The organism is Enterobacter sp. PL_is511 (assembly GCF_055816065.1).
Genome location: NZ_JBVPGP010000023.1, coordinates 235599 through 254037, shown reverse-complemented (window position 1 = coordinate 254037; position 18439 = coordinate 235599). Strand labels below are relative to the sequence as shown.

The window sequence follows — 18439 nt, the reverse complement described above, 5'->3', positions numbered from 1 at the left end:
ATTGTGAATTTCAAGGCTGTTTGGCTGCCGTTTGTAAGGCTATATGGTAGATTGGTGCAAATTACCGCCAGATGGCACGTAACGCCAACCTTTTGGTATGGAAGATTCTGTTAGAATCGGCAATTATTTTTTAATTAGATCAGCGCTAATACTGCTTCACAACAAGGAATGCAAATGAAGAAATTGCTCCCCATCCTTATCGGCCTGAGCCTGACGGGCTTCAGTGCAATGAGCCAGGCGGAAAACCTGTTACAGGTCTACCAGCAGGCACGTCTGGGCAACCCTGATTTACGTAAATCAGCGGCCGATCGTGATGCTGCGTTTGAAAAGATTAACGAAGCGCGTAGCCCCTTGCTGCCACAGTTAGGTTTAGGTGCAGATTATACCTACAGCAACGGTTTCCGCGACGCTAACGGCGTAAACTCCAATGCTACCAACGCCTCACTGCAATTGACACAGACGCTGTTTGATATGTCCAAATGGCGTGCTCTGACCCTGCAGGAAAAGAGCGCAGGCATCCAGGATGTGACCTATCAGACCGACCAGCAGACGCTGATCCTGAACACGGCCACGGCGTATTTCAACGTGCTGAGCGCGATTGACGCACTCTCCTACACCGAAGCGCAGAAACAGGCGATTTACCGCCAGTTAGATCAAACTACCCAGCGCTTCAACGTGGGCCTGGTGGCGATCACCGACGTGCAGAACGCCCGTTCACAGTACGACACCGTGCTGGCCAACGAAGTGACCGCGCGTAACAACCTCGATAACGCGCTGGAATCCCTGCGTCAGGTCACCGGGAATTATTATCCTGAGCTGGCGTCTCTGAACGTCGACAGCTTTAAAACGGATAAACCGCAGGCCGTTAACGCCCTGCTGAAAGAGGCGGAAAACCGCAACCTGACGTTGCTGCAGGCGCGTCTGAGCCAGGACCTGGCCCGCGAGCAAATTCGTCAGGCGCAGGACGGTCATCTGCCAACCCTGAGCCTGAGCGCCTCTACCGGTATCTCTGACACCACCTACAGTGGCTCTAAAACGAATGGTGCCAATTCGCAGGGTTATAATGACAGCAATATGGGCCAGAACAAGGTGGGCCTGAGCTTCTCTCTGCCGCTGTACCAGGGCGGTCAGGTCAACTCTCAGGTGAAACAGGCGCAGTACAACTTTGTTGGCGCGAGCGAGCAGCTGGAAAGCGCGCATCGTAACGTGGTGCAGACCGTACGTTCATCCTTCAACAACGTGAACGCCTCAATCAGCAGCATCAACGCCTATAAACAGGCCGTTGTGTCTGCACAGAGCTCTCTGGACGCGATGGAAGCGGGTTACTCGGTCGGTACACGTACTATCGTTGACGTGCTCGATGCGACCACCACGCTGTACAACGCGAAACAGCAGCTCTCCAGCGCGCGTTATCAGTACCTGATTAACCAGCTGAACATTAAGCAGGCTCTGGGTACGCTGAACGAGCAAGACCTGCAGATGCTGAACAGCGCACTGGGCAAGCCGGTCTCCACCTCTCCGGAGAGCGTTGCACCAGAGAATCCTGATCAGGTTGCCGCGGTTGATAACTTCAACGCTAACAGCAACACCCCTGCTGCACAGCCCGCTGCCGCACGCACCACAGCGCCTGCCAGCAAGGGCAATAATCCGTTCCGTAATTAAGAGTGTCATCAGGCCTGCTGCGGCCTGATGCCCTCACCCCGCCCCTCTCCCACAGGGAGAGGGCGCATCTGAATCACATCCGAACGTAAGCCAACGTAAAGATCCCCCTGATTCCGCCCCTCTTCGCTTCATTTTCAACCACTCATCCTCTATCCTGAGCGTTATTACCACTGGGTCCTGGAAGACAAAGATGAAACGGACAAAATCTATAAATCACGCTTCGTTCCGCAAGAGCTGGAACGCGCGTCACCTCACCCCTGTCGCGCTGGCGGTCACGGCTGTCTTTATGCTGGCAGGCTGTGAGAAAAATGACGAAACGGTTTCGCTGTATCAAAACGCAGACGACTGCTCTGCCGCAACCGGCAAAGCCGCCGAGTGTAAAACGGCTTATACGAGCGCGCTGAAAGAAGCAGAACGTACCGCGCCGAAATATGCCTCACGCGAAGACTGCGTGGCGGAATTCGGTGAAGGTCAGTGCCAGCAGGCACCGGCCCAGGCCAGCACCGCACCTGAAAATCAGGCGCAGGCGCAGTCCAGCGGCAGCTTCTGGATGCCGCTGATGGCAGGCTACATGATGGGTCGCCTGATGGGCGGCGGTGCAGGCTACCAGCAGCAGCCGCTGTTTAGCTCGAAAAACCCGGCCAGCCCGGCTTACGGTCAATATACCGATGCCAGCGGTAAAGGCTACGGCGCAGCGACGCCTGGCCGCACCGTGACGGTACCGAAAACGGCAATGGCGCCGAAGCCTGCGACGACCAGCACCATCACCCGCGGCGGGTTTGGTGAATCGGTGGCGAAGCAGACCAGCATGCAGCGCAGTGCGACAGGCACCTCCTCTACTCGCTCAATGGGCGGCTGATCATGGAACGAGTCAGTATCACCGAGCGCCCGGACTGGCGCGAAAAAGCCACCGAGTACGGTTTTAACTTCCACACCATGTACGGCGAGCCGTACTGGTGTGAAGACGCTTACTACAAGCTCACGCTGGCCCAGGTTGAGAAGCTGGAAGAGGTGACGGCCGAGCTGCATCAGATGTGCCTGAAGGTCGTGGAAAAGGTCATCGACAGCGACGAGCTGATGGCAAAGTTCCGCATTCCGAAGCACACCTGGAGCTTTGTCCGCCAGTCGTGGAAAACAAATCAGCCTTCGCTTTACTCTCGCCTGGATCTGGCGTGGGACGGCAAAGGTGAACCGAAGCTTCTGGAAAACAACGCCGATACCCCAACTTCCCTGTATGAAGCGGCGTTCTTCCAGTGGATCTGGCTGGAAGACCAGGCCAATGCCGGAAACCTGCCGGAAGGCAGCGACCAGTTCAACAGCCTGCAGGAGAAGCTGATCGAGCGCTTCGCCGAGCTACGCGAGCAGTTTGGCTTCAACCTGCTGCATCTCGCCTGCTGCCGCGACACGGAAGAAGACCGTGGCACGGTTCAGTATCTGCAGGACTGCGCTGCCGAAGCGGAAGTGGCGACCGAGTTCCTCTATATCGAGGATATCGGACTGGGTGAAAAAGGTCAGTTTACGGATACGCAGGATCAGGTGATCAGCAACCTGTTCAAGCTCTACCCGTGGGAGTACATGCTCCGCGAGATGTTCTCCACCAAGCTGGAAGACGCGGGCGTGCGCTGGCTGGAACCGGCCTGGAAGAGCATTATCTCTAACAAAGCCCTGCTGCCGATGCTGTGGGAGATGTTCCCGAACCATCCGAACCTGCTGCCAGCGTACTTTGCGGAAGATGATTACCCGCAAATGGAGAAATACGTCGTTAAGCCGATCTTCTCCCGCGAAGGTGCGAACGTGTCGATTATCGAAAACGGTAAGACGCTGGAAGCGGTTGAAGGGCCGTACGGCGAAGAAGGGATGATCGTCCAGGAGTTCTGGCAGCTGCCAAAATTTGGCGACAGCTATACGCTGATTGGCAGCTGGCTCATCAACGATCAACCGGCCGGGATTGGCATTCGCGAAGATCGCGCGCTGATCACGCAGGATCTGTCGCGGTTCTATCCGCATATTTTTGTGGAGTAAGACTGCGGCCTGATGCCCTCACCCCAGCCCTCTCCCTGTGGGAGAGGGTGCACACACTAAAAACGGCAACCTGAAGTTGCCGTTTTGCTTTTATTACCCCACCTGCACCGACAGCATACTCAGACTCCCCATCTCAATCCCGTCGACCGGGATCGTAACCGGCTCCTGACCATCCCACGCGCCAAGTACGTACAGCAGCGGCAGGAAATGTTCCGGCGTCGGGTTAGAGAGCGAACCGCCCTCATGATCCAGATAGTTAACCAGCGGATGCTCCTCAGCCGAACCCTGCCAGGTCAGGTTCGCTTTAACGTAGTCGTTAAAAGCGGTCGCCCACGGGTAAGGCGTATTCTCACCGTGCCAGCGCGCCGTGCGCAGGTTGTGCACCACGTTGCCGCTTGCCACCAGCATGATGCCTTCATCACGAAGCGTTGCCAGCTTGCGGCCCATCTCCAGATGCCAGGCGGCCGGTTTAGTGCTGTCGATGCTCAGCTGCACCATCGGGATATCCGCATCAGGATACATTTTAATCAGAACGCCCCAGGAGCCATGGTCAAAACCCCAGGCTTCTTTATCCAGCGTTACAGGGACAGGCGCCAGCAGATCCACCAGCCTTTGTGCCAGCTCAGGCGAGCCGGGGGCTGGATAATGCGTGTCATACAGCGCCTGCGGGAAGCCGCCAAAATCATGAATGGTCTTAGGCGCCTCCATGGCGGTCACGCCCGTGCCGCGGGTGAACCAGTGCGCGGATACCACCACAATCGCTTTTGGACGCGGCAACGTCTCGCCCAGATGACGCCAGGCACGGGTATAGACGTTGTCTTCCAGAACGTTCATTGGGCTGCCGTGGCCTAAAAACAGGGCTGGCATACGGGAAGAAGTCATGATGATATCCTTACAGAAGGTGTCAATTTAATGGTGCTACATTACGCGCAATCCGGCAAAGATGAACGCAGATAAGCGTGAAGATCATCATCAGGAAATTTGAATGTAAGGAACGTGTAAAGCCGGGGTTCGCCCCTCGCTTTGCCAGAAATGAATCATTTATATTAATGAGAATCATTATCACAAGGAGTTATGCATGTCAGTCCCCTTGATCCTGACCATACTCGCGGGCGCTGCGACCTTTATCGGTGCGATCCTCGGCGTACTTGGTCAAAAGCCCTCTAACCGCGTACTGGCCTTCTCGCTGGGCTTTGCTGCCGGGATCATGCTGCTCATCTCCCTGATGGAGATGCTGCCTGCCGCGCTGGGCACAGAAGGCATGTCTCCGCTGCTGGGTTACGGCATGTTTGTTTTTGGCCTGCTGGGGTACTTTGCCCTCGACCGGATGCTGCCGCACGCGCATCCGCAGGATTTAATGCAGAAAAGCGTAACGCCCATGCCGCGGAATATTAAGCGAACGGCGGTTCTGCTGACGCTGGGCATCAGCCTGCATAACTTCCCGGAAGGGGTCGCCACCTACGTGACGGCCAGCAGCAATCTGGAAATGGGCTTTGGCATCGCGCTGGCGGTCGCCTTACACAATATTCCTGAAGGACTGGCCGTCGCCGGTCCGGTCTATGCCGCCACGGGCTCGAAACGCACCGCGGTGTTCTGGGCAGGTATTTCCGGGATGGCCGAAATCCTTGGCGGCGTGCTGGCCTGGCTGATCCTTGGTAGCCTGGTCTCTCCGGTAGTGATGGCGGCGATTATGGCAGCGGTAGCCGGGATCATGGTTGCACTTTCGGTGGATGAACTGATGCCGCTGGCGAAGGAGATAGATCCTAACAACAACCCCAGCTATGGCGTGCTGTGCGGAATGTCGGTGATGGGATTAAGCCTGGTTCTGCTGCAGACCGCAGGAATCGGGTAAAAAAACGCCGGGATATCCCGGCGTTTTTATTATCAGCTGGCTTTGCGCTCGTGCGCCTGGCGATACTCCACCAGATCTTCAATCGTTACCACCGGCATGTTGTGCAGACGCGCAAAGGTGATGCACTCCGGCGCGCGCGCCATGGTGCCGTCATCGTTGGTTAGTTCACACAGCACACCCGCAGGTTTGAAGCCCGCCAGCGTCACCAGGTCGATGGTCGCTTCGGTGTGACCGCCGCGGGTCAGGACGCCGCCCGCCTGCGCGCGCAGTGGGAAGACGTGGCCTGGACGATGCAGATCGGATGGCTTCGCACCGTCAGCAATCGCGGCACGTACGGTGGTCAGACGGTCAGCCGCAGACACACCGGTGGTCACGCCATGCGCCGCTTCAATAGTCACGGTAAAACCGGTACCAAAGGCGCTGGTGTTGTTTTCGACCATCATCGGCAGCTCGAGCTGCTTACGACGATCTTCGGTAATACACAGGCATACGATGCCGCTGCCGTGACGGATGGTCAGCGCCATCTGTTCAACGGTCATGTTTTCGGCGGCGAAAATCATGTCGCCTTCGTTTTCACGGTTTTCATCGTCAAGCACCATCACACCGCGGCCTTCGCGCAGTGCATCCAGTGCATGTTCAACACGTTGAGTTGAAGTGCCAAAAGAGGAAAGTAGCGTCTGATTCATGGTAAAAAAACCTCATTAACATTATGGTTACCAGAATCAGGGCAGTCTTAGGAGCGCCGTATAAGCGGCAAAAAGATAACGTGAGCGGGCCCATGCCCGACTGGATCGTTACTCTCTCCCATCCGGACTCTAACCGTCGGCCCCGGAATTACACCGGATCTGCTGACCTTTGAGTTTTCACCCAAAGCGCTCGCGGGCTTTCAGCGTCACGCTGATTTACCGCCGGTGGGGAATTTCGCCCCGCCCTGAGAATAAGCGAGATAACTATAACGCTATTGATTATCCTGGGCAATGCATAAGCATCAAACAATTTTGTTTACCCCGGGCATGACGCGCTACAATGGACACTAACACCTTTCCATCAAGGGAAACGACAATGATTGACCCGAAGAAAATTGAGCAGATCGCGCGTCAGGTTCATGAATCCATGCCAAAAGGCATTCGTGAATTTGGTGATGACGTTGAGAAGAAAATCCGCCAGACGCTGCAGGCGCAGTTGGTTCGCCTTGATTTAGTCAGCCGCGAAGAGTTTGACGTGCAGACCCAGGTTCTGCTGCGCACCCGCGAGAAGCTGGCGCTGCTGGAACAGCGTCTGACCGAGCTGGAAAACCGCAATGCGCCGGAAGAAGTGAAGCCAGCACCGGCCATTCCACCGGTGGATGACCAGGAGTAAGTGCGGCCTGATGCCCTCACCCCAGCCCTCTCCCACAGGGAGAGGGTGAAAAAATAAACGGGCCAGCTGGCCCGTTTTTTTTACTGACTGTCTTTCTGGATCTTCTTGATGATGTTGGTGGTGGAACACCCGTCCTCAAAGTTGAGCACCATCACTTCACCGCCATTGGCCCAGACCTCTTCGCTGCCCGCGATTTGCTCCGGCTTGTAATCACCGCCTTTTACCAGCAGATCCGGCAGAATACCGGCAATCAGACGCTGCGGTGTGTCTTCTTCAAACGACACTACCCAGTCCACGGCTTCCAGCGCGCCGAGTACGATCATCCGCTGCTCAAGTGGGTTCACCGGACGCGTTTCACCCTTCAGGCGTTTCGTCGACGCATCGCTGTTCACAGCCACAATCAGGCGATCGCCCAGCTTGCGCGCATTCGCCAGATAGGAGACGTGACCCGCGTGCAGAATGTCAAACACGCCGTTGGTCATCACCACTTTCTCACCGCGCTTGCGCGCGGCGGCGACAGCCACTTTAAGCTCGTCTTCGGTCATAACGCCAAAACCGGTGTCCGCACGGCCGCGCACCGCGTTTTCCAGCTCGATTGGGGAAACGGTTGAGGTACCGAGCTTACCAACGACCACACCCGCCGCGGCGTTAGCGAAGTAGCACGCCTCTTCCAGAGAGTTTCCTGCGGCCAGCGTCGCCGCCAGCACGCCGATCACCGTATCACCGGCACCGGTCACATCGTACACTTCCTGCGCCTGGGTTGGCATATGCAGCGGTGCCTTGCCCGGCTGCAACAGCGTCATCCCCTGCTCGGAGCGGGTCACCAGCAGCGCGGATAGCTCAAAGTCAGCAATGATCTTCATGCCGCGCTCAACCAGTTCTTCCTCAGTTTTGCACTTGCCCGCCACCGCCTCAAACTCGGAGAGGTTTGGCGTCAGCAGCGTCGCGCCGCGATAGCGCTCAAAGTCGGTGCCTTTCGGGTCGATCAGCACCGGCACGCTGGCTTTACGCGCCAGCTGGATCATCGTCTGCACGCTCGCCAGCGCGCCTTTCGCGTAGTCGGACAGCACCAGCGCGCCGATATTGCCCAGCGCCTGGTTAATGCGCTCGTGCAGCGGCTCGGGATCAACGCCTTCGAACCCTTCTTCAAAGTCGAGGCGGATCAGCTGCTGGTTGCGAGACAGCACGCGCAGCTTGGTGATGGTTGGGTGGGTCGGAACCGAAACGAAGTCGCACTTCACGTTCACGTCCGCCAGCGACTTGCTCAGCGCGCGCGCCGCATCGTCGATACCGGTCAGGCCAACCAGACGCGAGTGCGCGCCCAGAGAGGCAATGTTCATCGCCACGTTTGCCGCGCCGCCGGGACGCTCTTCAATGGTGTCGACCTTTACCACCGGTACCGGTGCTTCCGGAGAGATGCGGCTGGTCGGCCCATACCAGTAGCGATCCAGCATCACATCCCCAACAACCATTACCCCAGCACGTTCAAACTCTGGCAGTGTTACTTTCATTCCTGACTCCAGAAAGATTCACAATTTGCGCGCGATAATATCACACTTGATTTGTTACGCACGGTTCCACCAGCCACTTCTGCCAGCTGGCCGTTACCTGAGCGCGTTCAGCAGTGAAACAGTCCAGCGCCACGTGCCCCGGTTCCTCCTGCAGCGCCAGGTGATGAAGCTCGTCGCGCAGCGTCGTGTAGGCGCGGGTTAAGGCCTGCGCCTCCTGTTCGTCCATGATGTCGTTTTGCGCCAGCAGTTCCAGAATGCGCACGTTATCAGACCAGCGGGTCAGCTTCGGCTTGTCGTGGGCGTGGAGCAGCACCAGATACTGGGTAATGAACTCAATATCGGTGATCCCGCCCTCGTCGGCTTTGATATCAAAACGATCGCGGTGTTTATTGCCGAGATGCGCGCGCATTTTCTCGCGCATCTCGCGCACTTCGGTCTGCAGCGTACTGCCCTCGCGCGGGGTGGTCATGACGTCCTTACGGATGGCATCGAACTGCGTTTTGAGCTGCGGATCGCCATACACCACGCGGGCGCGCACCAGCGCCTGATGCTCCCACGTCCAGGCTTCATTCTTCTGGTAATCGGCGAAGGATTCCGTTGAGGTCACCAGCATGCCCGCCGCGCCGGACGGACGCAGGCGCGCATCGACTTCATACAAAATGCCCGACGAGGTGCGGGTGCTGAACAGGTGCATGATGCGCTGCGCCAGGCGCAGGTAGAACTGACGCCCGTCAATCTCGCGCTCGCCGTCGGTCATCACGTCAACCGGGCAGTCGTGCAGGAAGATTAAATCCAGATCGGAGCTGTATCCCAGCTCCCAGCCGCCGAGCTTGCCGTAACCGACCACGGCAAAGCCTCGCCCCTCACGGTCAGCAAGGTGCTTCGGCTGGCCGTAGCGGGCCACCATCTGCACCCACGCCTGCTGCACTACCGCGTCGATGATCGCCTCCGCGAGCCAGGTTAAGTGATCGCTCACTTTCATCACCGGCAGCGTTCCGGCGATATCCGCAGCCGCCACGCGAAGCATCTGGGCCTGCTTAAACTGCCGCAGCGCCTCCAGCTGCTGCTCTTCGTCCTCTTCCGGCACGCGCAGCAGATACTGACGCAGCTCGTCCCGGTAGGCATCCGTCGCCGTGGGTTGATACAGGGTGTTCGGGTCGAGCAGTTCATCCAGCAGAAGCGGATAGCGCGCCAGCTTGTTGGCCACCATCGGCGAGGCGGCGCAGAGCGTAATCAGATGCTTCAGCGCCCCCGGAAACTCGCTCAAAAGCTCAAGGTACGTGGTACGCGTGATGATCCCGCTCAGCAGCGGCATCATGCGCGACAGCGGCACCGGCGCATCCGCCCGCGAGCAGACCTCGCTCAGCAGGTGCGGCATCAGGTGATCCAGCACCTGACGGCCGCGCGGGCCGATGGCGCGTTTGTTCAGCTCAAGACGGAAATCGGCGATCAGCGCCACCACGCGATGGCGCGCGTCGTCGGTTAAGTGCGTCAGCACCGGCGTGGTGTCATCTTCCTGGAGCGCATCCTGCCACAGCTCGCGCCAGTGCTCGGAGAGCGCATCGTCCTGCGATTCGCTTTCGTCATCACCGATCAGTTCGTTAAAGATGCGGCGCACGCCTGCCATATGGGCATCGAGCCGTTCGGTCAGCATTGACCAGTCGTCCACGCGCATCCCCCAGGCCAGACGCGCCCGGTTAAGGTCATCCCCCGGCAGGGTCTGAGTCTGTTCGTCGTTGATACTTTGCAGCAGGTTCTCCAGACGACGCAGGAATAGATAGGCCTCGCGCAGGGTTTGCGCGTCGCCGTCCGGCAGCAGGTGCAGCTGCTCGATGGCGCTCAGCGTCGGCAGCAGTGAACGGGACTGTAACGACGGCTCACGCCCGCCGCGAATCAGCTGGAAGACCTGGACGATAAATTCGATTTCGCGAATGCCGCCCGCGCCAAGCTTGATGTTGTCCTTCAGCCCACGACGGCGAACCTCACGGGCGATCATCCCTTTCATATTGCGCAGGGACTGGATGACGCTGAAGTCGATATAGCGACGGAACACGAACGGGCGCAGCATGGCGCGCAGCTCGTTGGCGTAGGCGTCGTCGCTGTCGCCCATGATCCGCGCTTTAACCATCGCATAACGCTCCCAGTCGCGCCCCTGCTCCTGGTAATAATCTTCCAGCGCTGCAAAGCTCAGCACCAGCGGGCCGCTGTCACCGAACGGCCGCAGGCGCATGTCCACGCGGTAAACAAAGCCGTCCTGCGTGGGCTGATCCAGCGCCTTAATCAGACGCTGCCCGAGACGGGTAAAGAACTGGGCGTTGTCCAGCTCGCGACGGCCGCCACGCGTGGAGCCGTTCTCGGGCCAGGCAAAAATCAGGTCGATATCGGAGGAGAAGTTCAGCTCGCAGCCGCCCAGCTTGCCCATCCCCAGAATCAACAGCGGCTGAGGAACCCCTTCCTCGCTGCAAGGCGTGCCCCACTCTTTACAGCAGGCGGCGTAGAGCCAGTCGCGCGCGGCGACAATCAGCGTTTGCGCCAGCTCGCTTAGCTGCTGCAGCGTACTCTCTTCGCTCACCAGCTCCAGCGCCTGAGCCCAGGCAATGCGCACCATCACCCGACGGCGGAACTGACGCAGGACGCGCATCAGCGTCGTCTCATCCGCTACGTCTTCGAGTGCGGCATGCAGCCAGCCGGCATAGTGCCGCCACTCGTCCGCCTGCGGCGGTGCGTTCTCAAGCTCAGCCAGCCAGTCCGGGAAGACGGTGATGCTTTCCTGCACAAAATCACTGAAGACGAGCACGCTTTTCGCCTGCTCGCTTAACGATGACGCCGGTAATGACTCAGGCAGACGTTCGCAAACGGTCTGCCACTGCTGCTGTAACGGTGAAGAAAGCGGCATTCTAGGGGTTCCTTGCCAGAGTTAACGTTTTCCGCTGTGCAGCCAGAACGGCTCCTGCGAAATGGCCTCGTTACGGAAATGCTCAATCTCAATATGCTGGCGGGTTTCGATGGCATGCTTCAGCCCCTGCCAGTTTTCCAGCCACGCCTGCGCCTGTGGCCCGTCGTAGGCACCGGAAAGGAGCAGCATGCTGTCGATGTTGCGCGACAGACGGGGAAGCTGATCGCCATACTTATCGCCGAGCGGATAGGCAAAGGTGCTCTTCAGTTCAGCGGCATGACGGGAAAGATGAATATCCGCGAAACGCTTAAAGTTTTCCGCGATTTTGGCCTCTGCTTTCGCATCCAGGAAGGCGCGCCAGCCGCGCGTCACCAGAAACTCGGTCAGCGCCAGTTTTGCCGTGGCGGTTTGCGGGCTGTAGATCGCCGTTTGCGCCGAGACATCGGAGAGCATCAGCGTTTCGGTCTGCGTCAGCAGGTCACGTAAGTGAGCGCTCGCTTTGCGAGGAACAATACCGCCGAACAGCGCAAGGGTATGGCGCACCAGAGCAATCGCCACCAGCACGTGGGATTTGGCGTTTTTCACATTCCGCACCCACAGCTCTTCATGGTATTGCCACTGAGAAAGCGCCAGCTCCAGCGCGGCTTCCAGACCCTGTTCAACGCTGGCTTTCGGCGCAACGTGCAAAATGGTCGTCTCTTTCAGCACGCGCGGCGCATTTCCGGCGGCCAGATGGTAACCTCGCGCGGCTTTACTCAGGCTTCCCTGACGTAATCCGGACTGGTTTACCAGCCTGCGCGCCAGCTTCAGCACGTCATTTGCGTCACCTTCCAGCAGCTCAAGCTCCAGTTCGCAAATCGGTTCCTGGAACTCACCCGCCTTCACGTCCCCCAGATCGAGGGCGATTTCGATGCGGCTTTTGCCTTCCGTCACCAGCCATTTTTCGCGCCAGAAATCGGTGCTGAACAGCGGCTGTACCTGTTCCGCCAGCGTGGAAGGCAGTTCGCCTTCCGGCCAGACCTCCGCCGGGAAACGTTCCAGCTCAAGTTCTGGCTTGCTGATGTCGATATTGTATTCCGGGCGCTGATGTAAACCGCCGACCACGCGACCGGCAATTTTCATCGTCATCTCGTAGCGCCCGCCCGCGCCGCGGATACGCAGCCCCATATCGTGGCGGCGCAGCCAGTTGTCTGGCGTTTCGTAATAGATATTAAGCAGTTGTACCGGTGCATGGTGTTCGCCGGAAAGCGTATGCAGATGCTGGCGGAGTGCGTCAACGCTGTCTTTTTCGACGATAAACTTTAATTCGATTTCTTGTGCCATAGCCTTGTACTTTTGCGTGCGTCACAGACGCGTCAATGAGGGCGAACTTCCTCGCCATTTGTTTGTCAGTACATAGTATTTTGCGCCAAATTGCCATGCAATGAGCAATTTGTCGGGCGTAAATGTGTAGAGTCGTGACACAGATGATTCTGATTGCTGACGAATGCTTTGCGTAGAGACACTGTTGCCACTACTATCGTTCCACTATTTATGAAAATAACGACTAATGATGCTTAAATTACGCCTGATTGGACTTACTTTACTCGCTTTTAGCGCCGCAACCGCCGTGCACGCTGAAGAAAAGCGTTACGTTTCTGACGAACTGAACACCTGGGTACGCAGTGGCCCCGGAGATAATTATCGCCTCGTGGGCACGGTAAATGCCGGCGAGGAAGTCACCCTGTTACAAACCAATGCGGACACCAACTACGGTCAGGTTCGCGACAGTACCGGTCGTACTTCCTGGATCCCGCTGAAAGAGTTGAGCACCGTGCCAAGCCTGCGCACGCGCGTGCCGGATCTGGAAAACCAGGTGAAGACCCTGACCGACAAGCTGAACAACATCGACGGCACCTGGAACCAGCGCACCGCTGAAATGCAGCAGAAAGTGGCGCAAAGCGACGGTGTGATTAACGGCCTGAAAGAAGAGAACCAGAAACTGAAAAACGAGCTGATTGTCGCGCAGAAGAAAGTGAATGCCGCCAACCTGCAGCTCGACGACAAACAGCGCACCATTATCATGCAGTGGTTTATGTATGGCGGTGGCGTGCTGGGCGTGGGTCTGGTACTGGGTCTGGTCCTGCCGCATCTGATCCCAAGCCGTAAGCGTAAAGACCGCTGGATGAACTAATTCGTCTTCTCTGCCAGACTTACGTATCATTCTGGAAAAGAGAAAACGGGAGAGTTGGGCGTGAAGAGTTATCTGGTCGGTGGTGCGGTACGTGATGCGTTGTTAGGTCTGCCGGTCAAAGATAAAGACTGGGTGGTGGTTGGCGCCACCCCTGAAGAGATGCTCGACGCGGGCTACCAGCAGGTAGGCCGCGATTTTCCCGTGTTCCTGCACCCGAAAAGCCGTGAAGAGTATGCCCTGGCGCGTACCGAGCGGAAATCGGGCTCGGGCTATACGGGCTTCACCTGCTATGCCGCGCCGGACGTGACGCTGGAGCAAGATCTCCTGCGCCGCGATCTCACCATCAACGCGCTGGCGCAGGACGAGCACGGGCAGATCGTTGACGCCTATGGCGGTCAGGACGATCTGCGCAACCGTCTTTTACGTCACGTCTCCCCGGCGTTTTCTGAAGATCCGCTCCGCGTGCTGCGCGTGGCGCGCTTTGCCGCGCGTTACGCCCATCTCAGTTTCCGTATTGCCGATGAGACAATGGCGCTGATGACCGCCATGACCGAGGCGGGCGAGCTGGAACACCTGACGCCAGAGCGCGTCTGGAAAGAGACGGAAAATGCGCTCACCACGCGCAACCCGCAGGTCTTTTTCCAGGTCCTGCGCGACTGCGGCGCGCTGAAGGTGCTGTTCCCGGAAATAGACGCGCTGTTTGGCGTACCTGCCCCGGCAAAATGGCACCCGGAAATTGATACCGGCGTACATACGCTGATGACCCTGAGCATGGCGGCCATGCTCAGCCCTGACGTGGACGTGCGCTTTTCCACCCTGTGCCACGATCTCGGCAAAGGCTTAACGCCAAAAGAATTCTGGCCTCGCCACCACGGACACGGTCCGGCAGGGGTGAAGCTGGTCGAGGGGCTGTGCCAGCGTCTGCGCGTGCCGAACGAGATCCGCGATCTGGCGAAACTGGTGGCCGAATTCCACGATCTGATCCACACCTTCCCGATCCTGAAACCGGCCACCATCGTTAAGCTTTTCGATAACATCGACGCCTGGCGCAAACCCCAGCGCGTGGAGCAAATCGCGCTGACCAGCGAAGCTGACGTGCGCGGGCGTACCGGGTTTGAAGCGTGCGACTACCCGCAGGGACGTTTACTGCGTAAAGCCTGGGACGTCGCGAAAGCGGTGCCCACGAAGGACGTTGTCGAGGCGGGATTCAAAGGACCGGAAATTCGCGAAGAACTCACGAAACGGCGAATTCAGGCGGTGTCTGACTGGAAAGAAAAGCATTGCCCTCAGCCAAAAGACTGAGGGCCATCGGTCAGAAGAAGACCACGTACACCGCAGCCGCGACGATAAAGCGATAGATCGCGAACGGAATAAACGAGATACGCTTAATCAACTGCAGGAAGGTTTTGATGGCAATCAGCGCCACGATAAACGCGGTGATGAAGCCAACGGCGAACATCGGAATGTCGCCAGCCGTCAGGAAGTGATAGCTCTTATAGACGTCGAGTACAGTAGCGCCCATCATCATCGGCACTGCCAGCAGGAACGAGAACTCTGACGCGGCGTAACGGCTTACGCCCATCAGCATCCCGCCGGAGATGGTAGCGCCTGAACGCGAGAAGCCCGGCCACAGCGCCAGACACTGGAAGCAGCCAATGATAAACGCCTGACGATACGTCATATCGTCCAGACCTTCCGCGCGCGGCGTTTTTGGCTTCAGCACTTCCGCGGCGATCAGCAGGAAGCCCCCCACCACCAGCGCGTACATCACGTTAATTGGGTTAAACAGCGATTTGATGGCGTCGTGGAAAACCAGGCCCAGCACCACCGCAGGGATCATCCCTAGCAGAATATGGATCAGCGACAGGCGACCTTTACTCATCCCTTCGTGCTGCGGCGGACGGCCAAAATGGATACCGATCAGACCAAACAGACGGCGCCAGAACATCACCACCACCGCCAGAATAGACCCCAGTTGGATCACCACTTCGAACGTTTTGGCGGTATCGCCTTCAAAGCCCAGCAGATGGCCAACGATAATCATATGGCCCGTACTGGACACCGGCAAAAACTCCGTCAATCCTTCGACCACACCCAGTATTGCCGCCACCAGCAGCGAGTGCATATCGCTCATCTATAAACCCCTAAAAAGATATAAAAAAACGGTGTCCCACACGGACAACCGATAAGATACAGTCCTGAGACCGGTATAAACTAAATTGGTTTAGCAATTATGACGTTAATTCTTGCCTTTCAGATTTGTGCCACGCTCAATGATGACGCCAACGTTGGCGGCGCGCGCCACCGCGCCCGGTTTACTCAGCTTGATGCGCACCCACGGTGAGTTGAATTTTTTCAGCAGCAATTCTGCGACTTCTTCAGCCACCCGTTCGACCAGCGCAAAACGTTGCCCTTCCACATGGTTGATGACCGTTTCACTGATGTCGGCATAGCTCAGACAGTCGTTCACGTCATCGCTTTTTGCCGATTTGCGGTTATCCCAGCCCATTTCGATATCGAACACCAGTTTCTGCTCGATGGTCTGTTCCCAGTCGTAAACACCAATAGTGGTGATTACCGAAAGTTGCTCTATAAATACAATATCCATCACGACCTGCCTGCTTTTTGGCTAAACCGGATACCACTTCCGGCGAATTATGCGTATTATCCACAGATGCTGAGAATACAGATACATTTTCAAAACGGAACAGCGTTATGAGTGCAATCGCGCCTGGAATGATCCTCCTCGCCTATCTTTGCGGCTCAATCTCCAGCGCCATTCTGGTCTGCCGCATTGCCGGGTTACCTGACCCGCGTGAAAATGGTTCCGGGAATCCGGGGGCGACCAACGTACTACGAATTGGCGGCAAGGGAGCAGCCGTAGCGGTTTTGATTTTTGATGTTCTGAAAGGGATGCTACCCGTCTGGGGCGCGTATGCGCTGGGCGTCACGCCGTTCTGGCTGGGGCTCATTGCTATTGCTGCCTGCGTCGGCCACATCTGGCCCGTATTCTTCGGCTTCAAAGGTGGTAAAGGTGTGGCGACCGCCTTTGGTGCCATTGCGCCCATCGGCTGGGACCTGACCGGCGTGATGGCCGGGACCTGGCTTCTGACCATTCTGCTGAGCGGCTATTCGTCGCTGGGCGCTATCGTCAGCGCGCTGATCGCCCCGTTCTACGTCTGGTGGTTCAAACCCCAGTTCACCTTCCCGGTGTCGATGCTCTCCTGTCTTATCCTGCTGCGTCATCACGACAATATCCAGCGCCTGTGGCGTCGTCAGGAGACCAAAATCTGGACGAAGCTCAAGAGAAAGAAAAAAGACGCTCCGAAGGGTTAGTTATGCCTTATAGCCAAATGTGATTTTGGTCACCTTCTGCCTGTGGTAACTGTTAGGGACACAACACAACCACATAAGAAGAAAATGGCTGAAATCACAGAATCTACTCCCCTTTCAACGGCAGGTATTCCCCCTGATGGCGACATCCAGTGGGTGCGCAGCGCATCGGATGTATCACGCCTCGTTAATGACGGTTCTCAGGGCCGGGCAAACGCCCGTATCGTAGTCGGTATCGCGCTGGGCGGCATTTTCCTCGATGCCTACGATCTGGGCGCGCTGGCATTCGGCATTAAAGACATCACCCGCGAATTTAACCTGACGCCCGCCGGTACCGGTATGGTGGCCTCGGCCATTACCTTTGGCGCCATTGTCGGGGCGCTGCTTGGCGGTTACCTCACGGATAAAATCGGGCGCTACCGCGTGTTTATGGCTGATATGATCTTCTTTGTCGTCGCCGCTATCGCCTGTGCACTGGCTCCGAACGAATATGTGCTCGCGGGCGCCCGCTTTGTGATGGGGCTCGGGGTCGGGATCGATCTTCCCGTGGCGATGGCGTTTTTAAGCGAGTTCGCCAGGCTGAAAGGGCCCGGCAATAAGGCCTCCAGCGTCGCGATGTGGTGCCCCACCTGGTATGCCGCCATCAGTATCTCCTACCTGCTGGTGCTTTTCTTCTACGCCGTGCTGCCGGAAAGCCACAGCGACTGGCTGTGGCGTTTGATTCTCGGCTTTGGCGCGGTGCCCGCGCTGGTGATTATCGCCATACGCAGCCGCTACATGAGCGAATCGCCGGTCTGGGCGGCGAATCAGGGCAACCTGAAAGAGGCGGCGTCCATTTTACGCCAGTCGTATAACATCAATGCCCACGTGCCGCAGGACGCGCTCAGCCAGCCGGCCCCTGTCGTGAATAAAGCGAAATGGTCCAACTACCTGAACCTGTTCCGCGGCATCTACTTACGCCGCACGACGCTCGCCACGCTGCTGTCCGTCGTCTCTTCGTTTGCCTATAACGCCGTGGCGTTTGGCCTGCCGGTGATCATCTCCAGCTTCTTTGTCCAGTCGATGCTCACCACCATTCTCATTTCTCTGGTTCTTAACCTGCTGTTTGCCTTCGTTGGCGGACTACTGGCGGTACGCTACGTACCGCGCTTCGGTGCCTGGCGGATGTCGCTTGCGGGTTATGCCTGCCAGCTGGTCGCGCTGCTGGGACTGGCGCTGATTGGCCGCCCTGAAGGCGCTTCTGAAGGGGTGCTCGCCGTCGCGATGCTGGCGCTATTCCTGTTCGGTCAGGGCTTTGGCCCGGGCGCGCATACCATGACGTTCGCCTCGCTGAGCTACCCGACCTCGCTGCGCGGCGTGGGTGTGGGTCTCAACCAGACGCTGATGCGCAGCAGCTCGACGCTGTCGCTGTTCCTGTTCCCGCTGCTGGTCGCCTCGCTGGATACCGCCGTGTTCTGGGTGATTGCGCTGGCACCGTTTATCGGCCTGGCATCGCTGCTGGCAATCCGCTGGGAGCCGTCGGGGTATGATGTGGATGCGGAGGATTACCGCTAGTCCCGCAAACCGGCTCACAAGAGCCGGTTTTTTATCCATAAGCGACTCATATGACAGCCTTCATTTCCGCCAGGGCA

Annotated in this window: 16 protein-coding genes and 1 riboswitch; of the genes, 9 read left to right on the top strand and 7 right to left on the bottom strand. The window is 57.8% G+C overall.

From position 1 onward, the window contains the following. Positions 1 to 174: 174 nt before the first annotated feature. From tolC to AC0TN7_RS13475, 3 genes are all read left to right on the top strand, one after another. Complete coding sequence (gene tolC / locus AC0TN7_RS13485) at positions 175 to 1662, top strand: outer membrane channel protein TolC (protein ID WP_417927752.1); 1488 nt, start codon at positions 175 to 177, stop codon at positions 1660 to 1662. Positions 1663 to 1852: 190 nt separating this feature from the next. Further along, positions 1853 to 2521, top strand: coding sequence for a DUF1190 family protein (locus tag AC0TN7_RS13480; protein WP_024906490.1), 669 nt, complete (start codon positions 1853 to 1855; stop codon positions 2519 to 2521). 2 nt (positions 2522 to 2523) lie between these two features. Beyond that, positions 2524 to 3684 (top strand): glutathionylspermidine synthase family protein, encoded by a 1161-nt coding sequence (locus AC0TN7_RS13475; protein ID WP_032650261.1) that lies wholly within the window; start codon positions 2524 to 2526, stop codon positions 3682 to 3684. A 93-nt stretch (positions 3685 to 3777) separates the two neighbouring features. Here AC0TN7_RS13475 and ygiD read toward each other — a convergent pair whose 3' ends face one another. Further along, positions 3778 to 4566: a 4,5-DOPA-extradiol-dioxygenase gene (gene ygiD, locus AC0TN7_RS13470; RefSeq protein WP_473702200.1), complete on the bottom strand. Its 789-nt coding sequence runs from the start codon at positions 4564 to 4566 to the stop codon at positions 3778 to 3780. Positions 4567 to 4762: 196 nt separating this feature from the next. Between ygiD and zupT the strand changes: the two genes are divergently transcribed. After that, positions 4763 to 5536 carry a zinc transporter ZupT gene (gene zupT / locus AC0TN7_RS13465; protein ID WP_417927751.1) on the top strand — a complete coding sequence of 258 codons (774 nt, stop codon included), beginning with the start codon at positions 4763 to 4765 and terminating at the stop codon, positions 5534 to 5536. Positions 5537 to 5568: 32 nt separating this feature from the next. Here zupT and ribB read toward each other — a convergent pair whose 3' ends face one another. Next, positions 5569 to 6222: a 3,4-dihydroxy-2-butanone-4-phosphate synthase gene (gene ribB, locus AC0TN7_RS13460; protein ID WP_010435670.1), complete on the bottom strand. Its 654-nt coding sequence runs from the start codon at positions 6220 to 6222 to the stop codon at positions 5569 to 5571. Between the two features lie 106 nt (positions 6223 to 6328). Beyond that, positions 6329 to 6479: riboswitch (FMN riboswitch) on the bottom strand. Between the two features lie 119 nt (positions 6480 to 6598). On the opposite strand from ribB, the gene ubiK reads away from it, so the two are divergent. Continuing rightward, a complete protein-coding gene (gene ubiK / locus AC0TN7_RS13455) occupies positions 6599 to 6895 on the top strand; it encodes a ubiquinone biosynthesis accessory factor UbiK (RefSeq protein WP_014071796.1) in 297 nt (98 codons plus the stop codon). Between the two features lie 80 nt (positions 6896 to 6975). Here the strand turns inward: ubiK and hldE are convergent, their stop codons facing one another. Genes hldE through AC0TN7_RS13440 form a run of 3 tightly spaced genes read right to left on the bottom strand, consistent with a single transcriptional unit; the run spans position 6976 to position 12625 of the window. Further along, complete coding sequence (gene hldE, locus AC0TN7_RS13450; protein ID WP_003862540.1) at positions 6976 to 8406, bottom strand: bifunctional D-glycero-beta-D-manno-heptose-7-phosphate kinase/D-glycero-beta-D-manno-heptose 1-phosphate adenylyltransferase HldE; 1431 nt, start codon at positions 8404 to 8406, stop codon at positions 6976 to 6978. A gap of 40 nt (positions 8407 to 8446) precedes the next feature. Beyond that, the gene (gene glnE / locus AC0TN7_RS13445) at positions 8447 to 11302 is read right to left on the bottom strand and encodes a bifunctional [glutamate--ammonia ligase]-adenylyl-L-tyrosine phosphorylase/[glutamate--ammonia-ligase] adenylyltransferase (RefSeq protein ID WP_267217256.1); all 2856 of its coding nucleotides are present in this window, start codon (positions 11300 to 11302) and stop codon (positions 8447 to 8449) included. A 21-nt stretch (positions 11303 to 11323) separates the two neighbouring features. Next, entirely contained in the window at positions 11324 to 12625 is a 1302-nt protein-coding gene (locus AC0TN7_RS13440) for a CYTH domain-containing protein (RefSeq protein WP_267217255.1), read from the bottom strand. 229 nt (positions 12626 to 12854) lie between these two features. On the opposite strand from AC0TN7_RS13440, the gene AC0TN7_RS13435 reads away from it, so the two are divergent. Next, the gene (locus tag AC0TN7_RS13435; RefSeq protein ID WP_024906484.1) at positions 12855 to 13475 is read left to right on the top strand and encodes a TIGR04211 family SH3 domain-containing protein; all 621 of its coding nucleotides are present in this window, start codon (positions 12855 to 12857) and stop codon (positions 13473 to 13475) included. Between the two features lie 60 nt (positions 13476 to 13535). Then, the gene (locus AC0TN7_RS13430) at positions 13536 to 14777 is read left to right on the top strand and encodes a multifunctional CCA addition/repair protein (RefSeq protein WP_024906483.1); all 1242 of its coding nucleotides are present in this window, start codon (positions 13536 to 13538) and stop codon (positions 14775 to 14777) included. Between the two features lie 10 nt (positions 14778 to 14787). Here the strand turns inward: AC0TN7_RS13430 and bacA are convergent, their stop codons facing one another. Together bacA and folB are read right to left on the bottom strand one after the other, a co-directional pair. Then, on the bottom strand, positions 14788 to 15609 hold the full coding sequence (gene bacA / locus AC0TN7_RS13425; RefSeq protein ID WP_024906482.1) for an undecaprenyl-diphosphate phosphatase: 822 nt from the start codon (positions 15607 to 15609) through the stop codon (positions 14788 to 14790). A 105-nt stretch (positions 15610 to 15714) separates the two neighbouring features. Next, the gene (folB, locus tag AC0TN7_RS13420) at positions 15715 to 16083 is read right to left on the bottom strand and encodes a bifunctional dihydroneopterin aldolase/7,8-dihydroneopterin epimerase (RefSeq protein WP_032645073.1); all 369 of its coding nucleotides are present in this window, start codon (positions 16081 to 16083) and stop codon (positions 15715 to 15717) included. Between the two features lie 107 nt (positions 16084 to 16190). Here folB and plsY point away from each other — a divergent pair, with 107 nt between their 5' ends. Both plsY and AC0TN7_RS13410 read left to right on the top strand, forming a co-directional pair. After that, positions 16191 to 16811 (top strand): glycerol-3-phosphate 1-O-acyltransferase PlsY, encoded by a 621-nt coding sequence (gene plsY, locus AC0TN7_RS13415; protein ID WP_023309216.1) that lies wholly within the window; start codon positions 16191 to 16193, stop codon positions 16809 to 16811. An 84-nt stretch (positions 16812 to 16895) separates the two neighbouring features. Further along, positions 16896 to 18362 (top strand): MFS transporter, encoded by a 1467-nt coding sequence (locus AC0TN7_RS13410; RefSeq protein ID WP_024906480.1) that lies wholly within the window; start codon positions 16896 to 16898, stop codon positions 18360 to 18362. Positions 18363 to 18439: the final 77 nt, after the last annotated feature.

What these genes read in the sequence shown, in the direction of transcription:
- tolC (WP_417927752.1), top strand. Translation starts at nt 175, where the DNA reads ATGAAGAAATTGCTCCCCATCCTTATCGGCCTGAGCCTGACGGGCTTC.
- AC0TN7_RS13480 (WP_024906490.1), top strand. Translation starts at nt 1,853, where the DNA reads ATGAAACGGACAAAATCTATAAATCACGCTTCGTTCCGCAAGAGCTGG.
- AC0TN7_RS13475 (WP_032650261.1), top strand. Translation starts at nt 2,524, where the DNA reads ATGGAACGAGTCAGTATCACCGAGCGCCCGGACTGGCGCGAAAAAGCC.
- ygiD (WP_473702200.1), bottom strand. Translation starts at nt 4,566, where the DNA reads ATGACTTCTTCCCGTATGCCAGCCCTGTTTTTAGGCCACGGCAGCCCA.
- zupT (WP_417927751.1), top strand. Translation starts at nt 4,763, where the DNA reads ATGTCAGTCCCCTTGATCCTGACCATACTCGCGGGCGCTGCGACCTTT.
- ribB (WP_010435670.1), bottom strand. Translation starts at nt 6,222, where the DNA reads ATGAATCAGACGCTACTTTCCTCTTTTGGCACTTCAACTCAACGTGTT.
- ubiK (WP_014071796.1), top strand. Translation starts at nt 6,599, where the DNA reads ATGATTGACCCGAAGAAAATTGAGCAGATCGCGCGTCAGGTTCATGAA.
- hldE (WP_003862540.1), bottom strand. Translation starts at nt 8,406, where the DNA reads ATGAAAGTAACACTGCCAGAGTTTGAACGTGCTGGGGTAATGGTTGTT.
- glnE (WP_267217256.1), bottom strand. Translation starts at nt 11,302, where the DNA reads ATGCCGCTTTCTTCACCGTTACAGCAGCAGTGGCAGACCGTTTGCGAA.
- AC0TN7_RS13440 (WP_267217255.1), bottom strand. Translation starts at nt 12,625, where the DNA reads ATGGCACAAGAAATCGAATTAAAGTTTATCGTCGAAAAAGACAGCGTT.
- AC0TN7_RS13435 (WP_024906484.1), top strand. Translation starts at nt 12,855, where the DNA reads ATGCTTAAATTACGCCTGATTGGACTTACTTTACTCGCTTTTAGCGCC.
- bacA (WP_024906482.1), bottom strand. Translation starts at nt 15,609, where the DNA reads ATGAGCGATATGCACTCGCTGCTGGTGGCGGCAATACTGGGTGTGGTC.
- folB (WP_032645073.1), bottom strand. Translation starts at nt 16,083, where the DNA reads ATGGATATTGTATTTATAGAGCAACTTTCGGTAATCACCACTATTGGT.
- plsY (WP_023309216.1), top strand. Translation starts at nt 16,191, where the DNA reads ATGAGTGCAATCGCGCCTGGAATGATCCTCCTCGCCTATCTTTGCGGC.
- AC0TN7_RS13410 (WP_024906480.1), top strand. Translation starts at nt 16,896, where the DNA reads ATGGCTGAAATCACAGAATCTACTCCCCTTTCAACGGCAGGTATTCCC.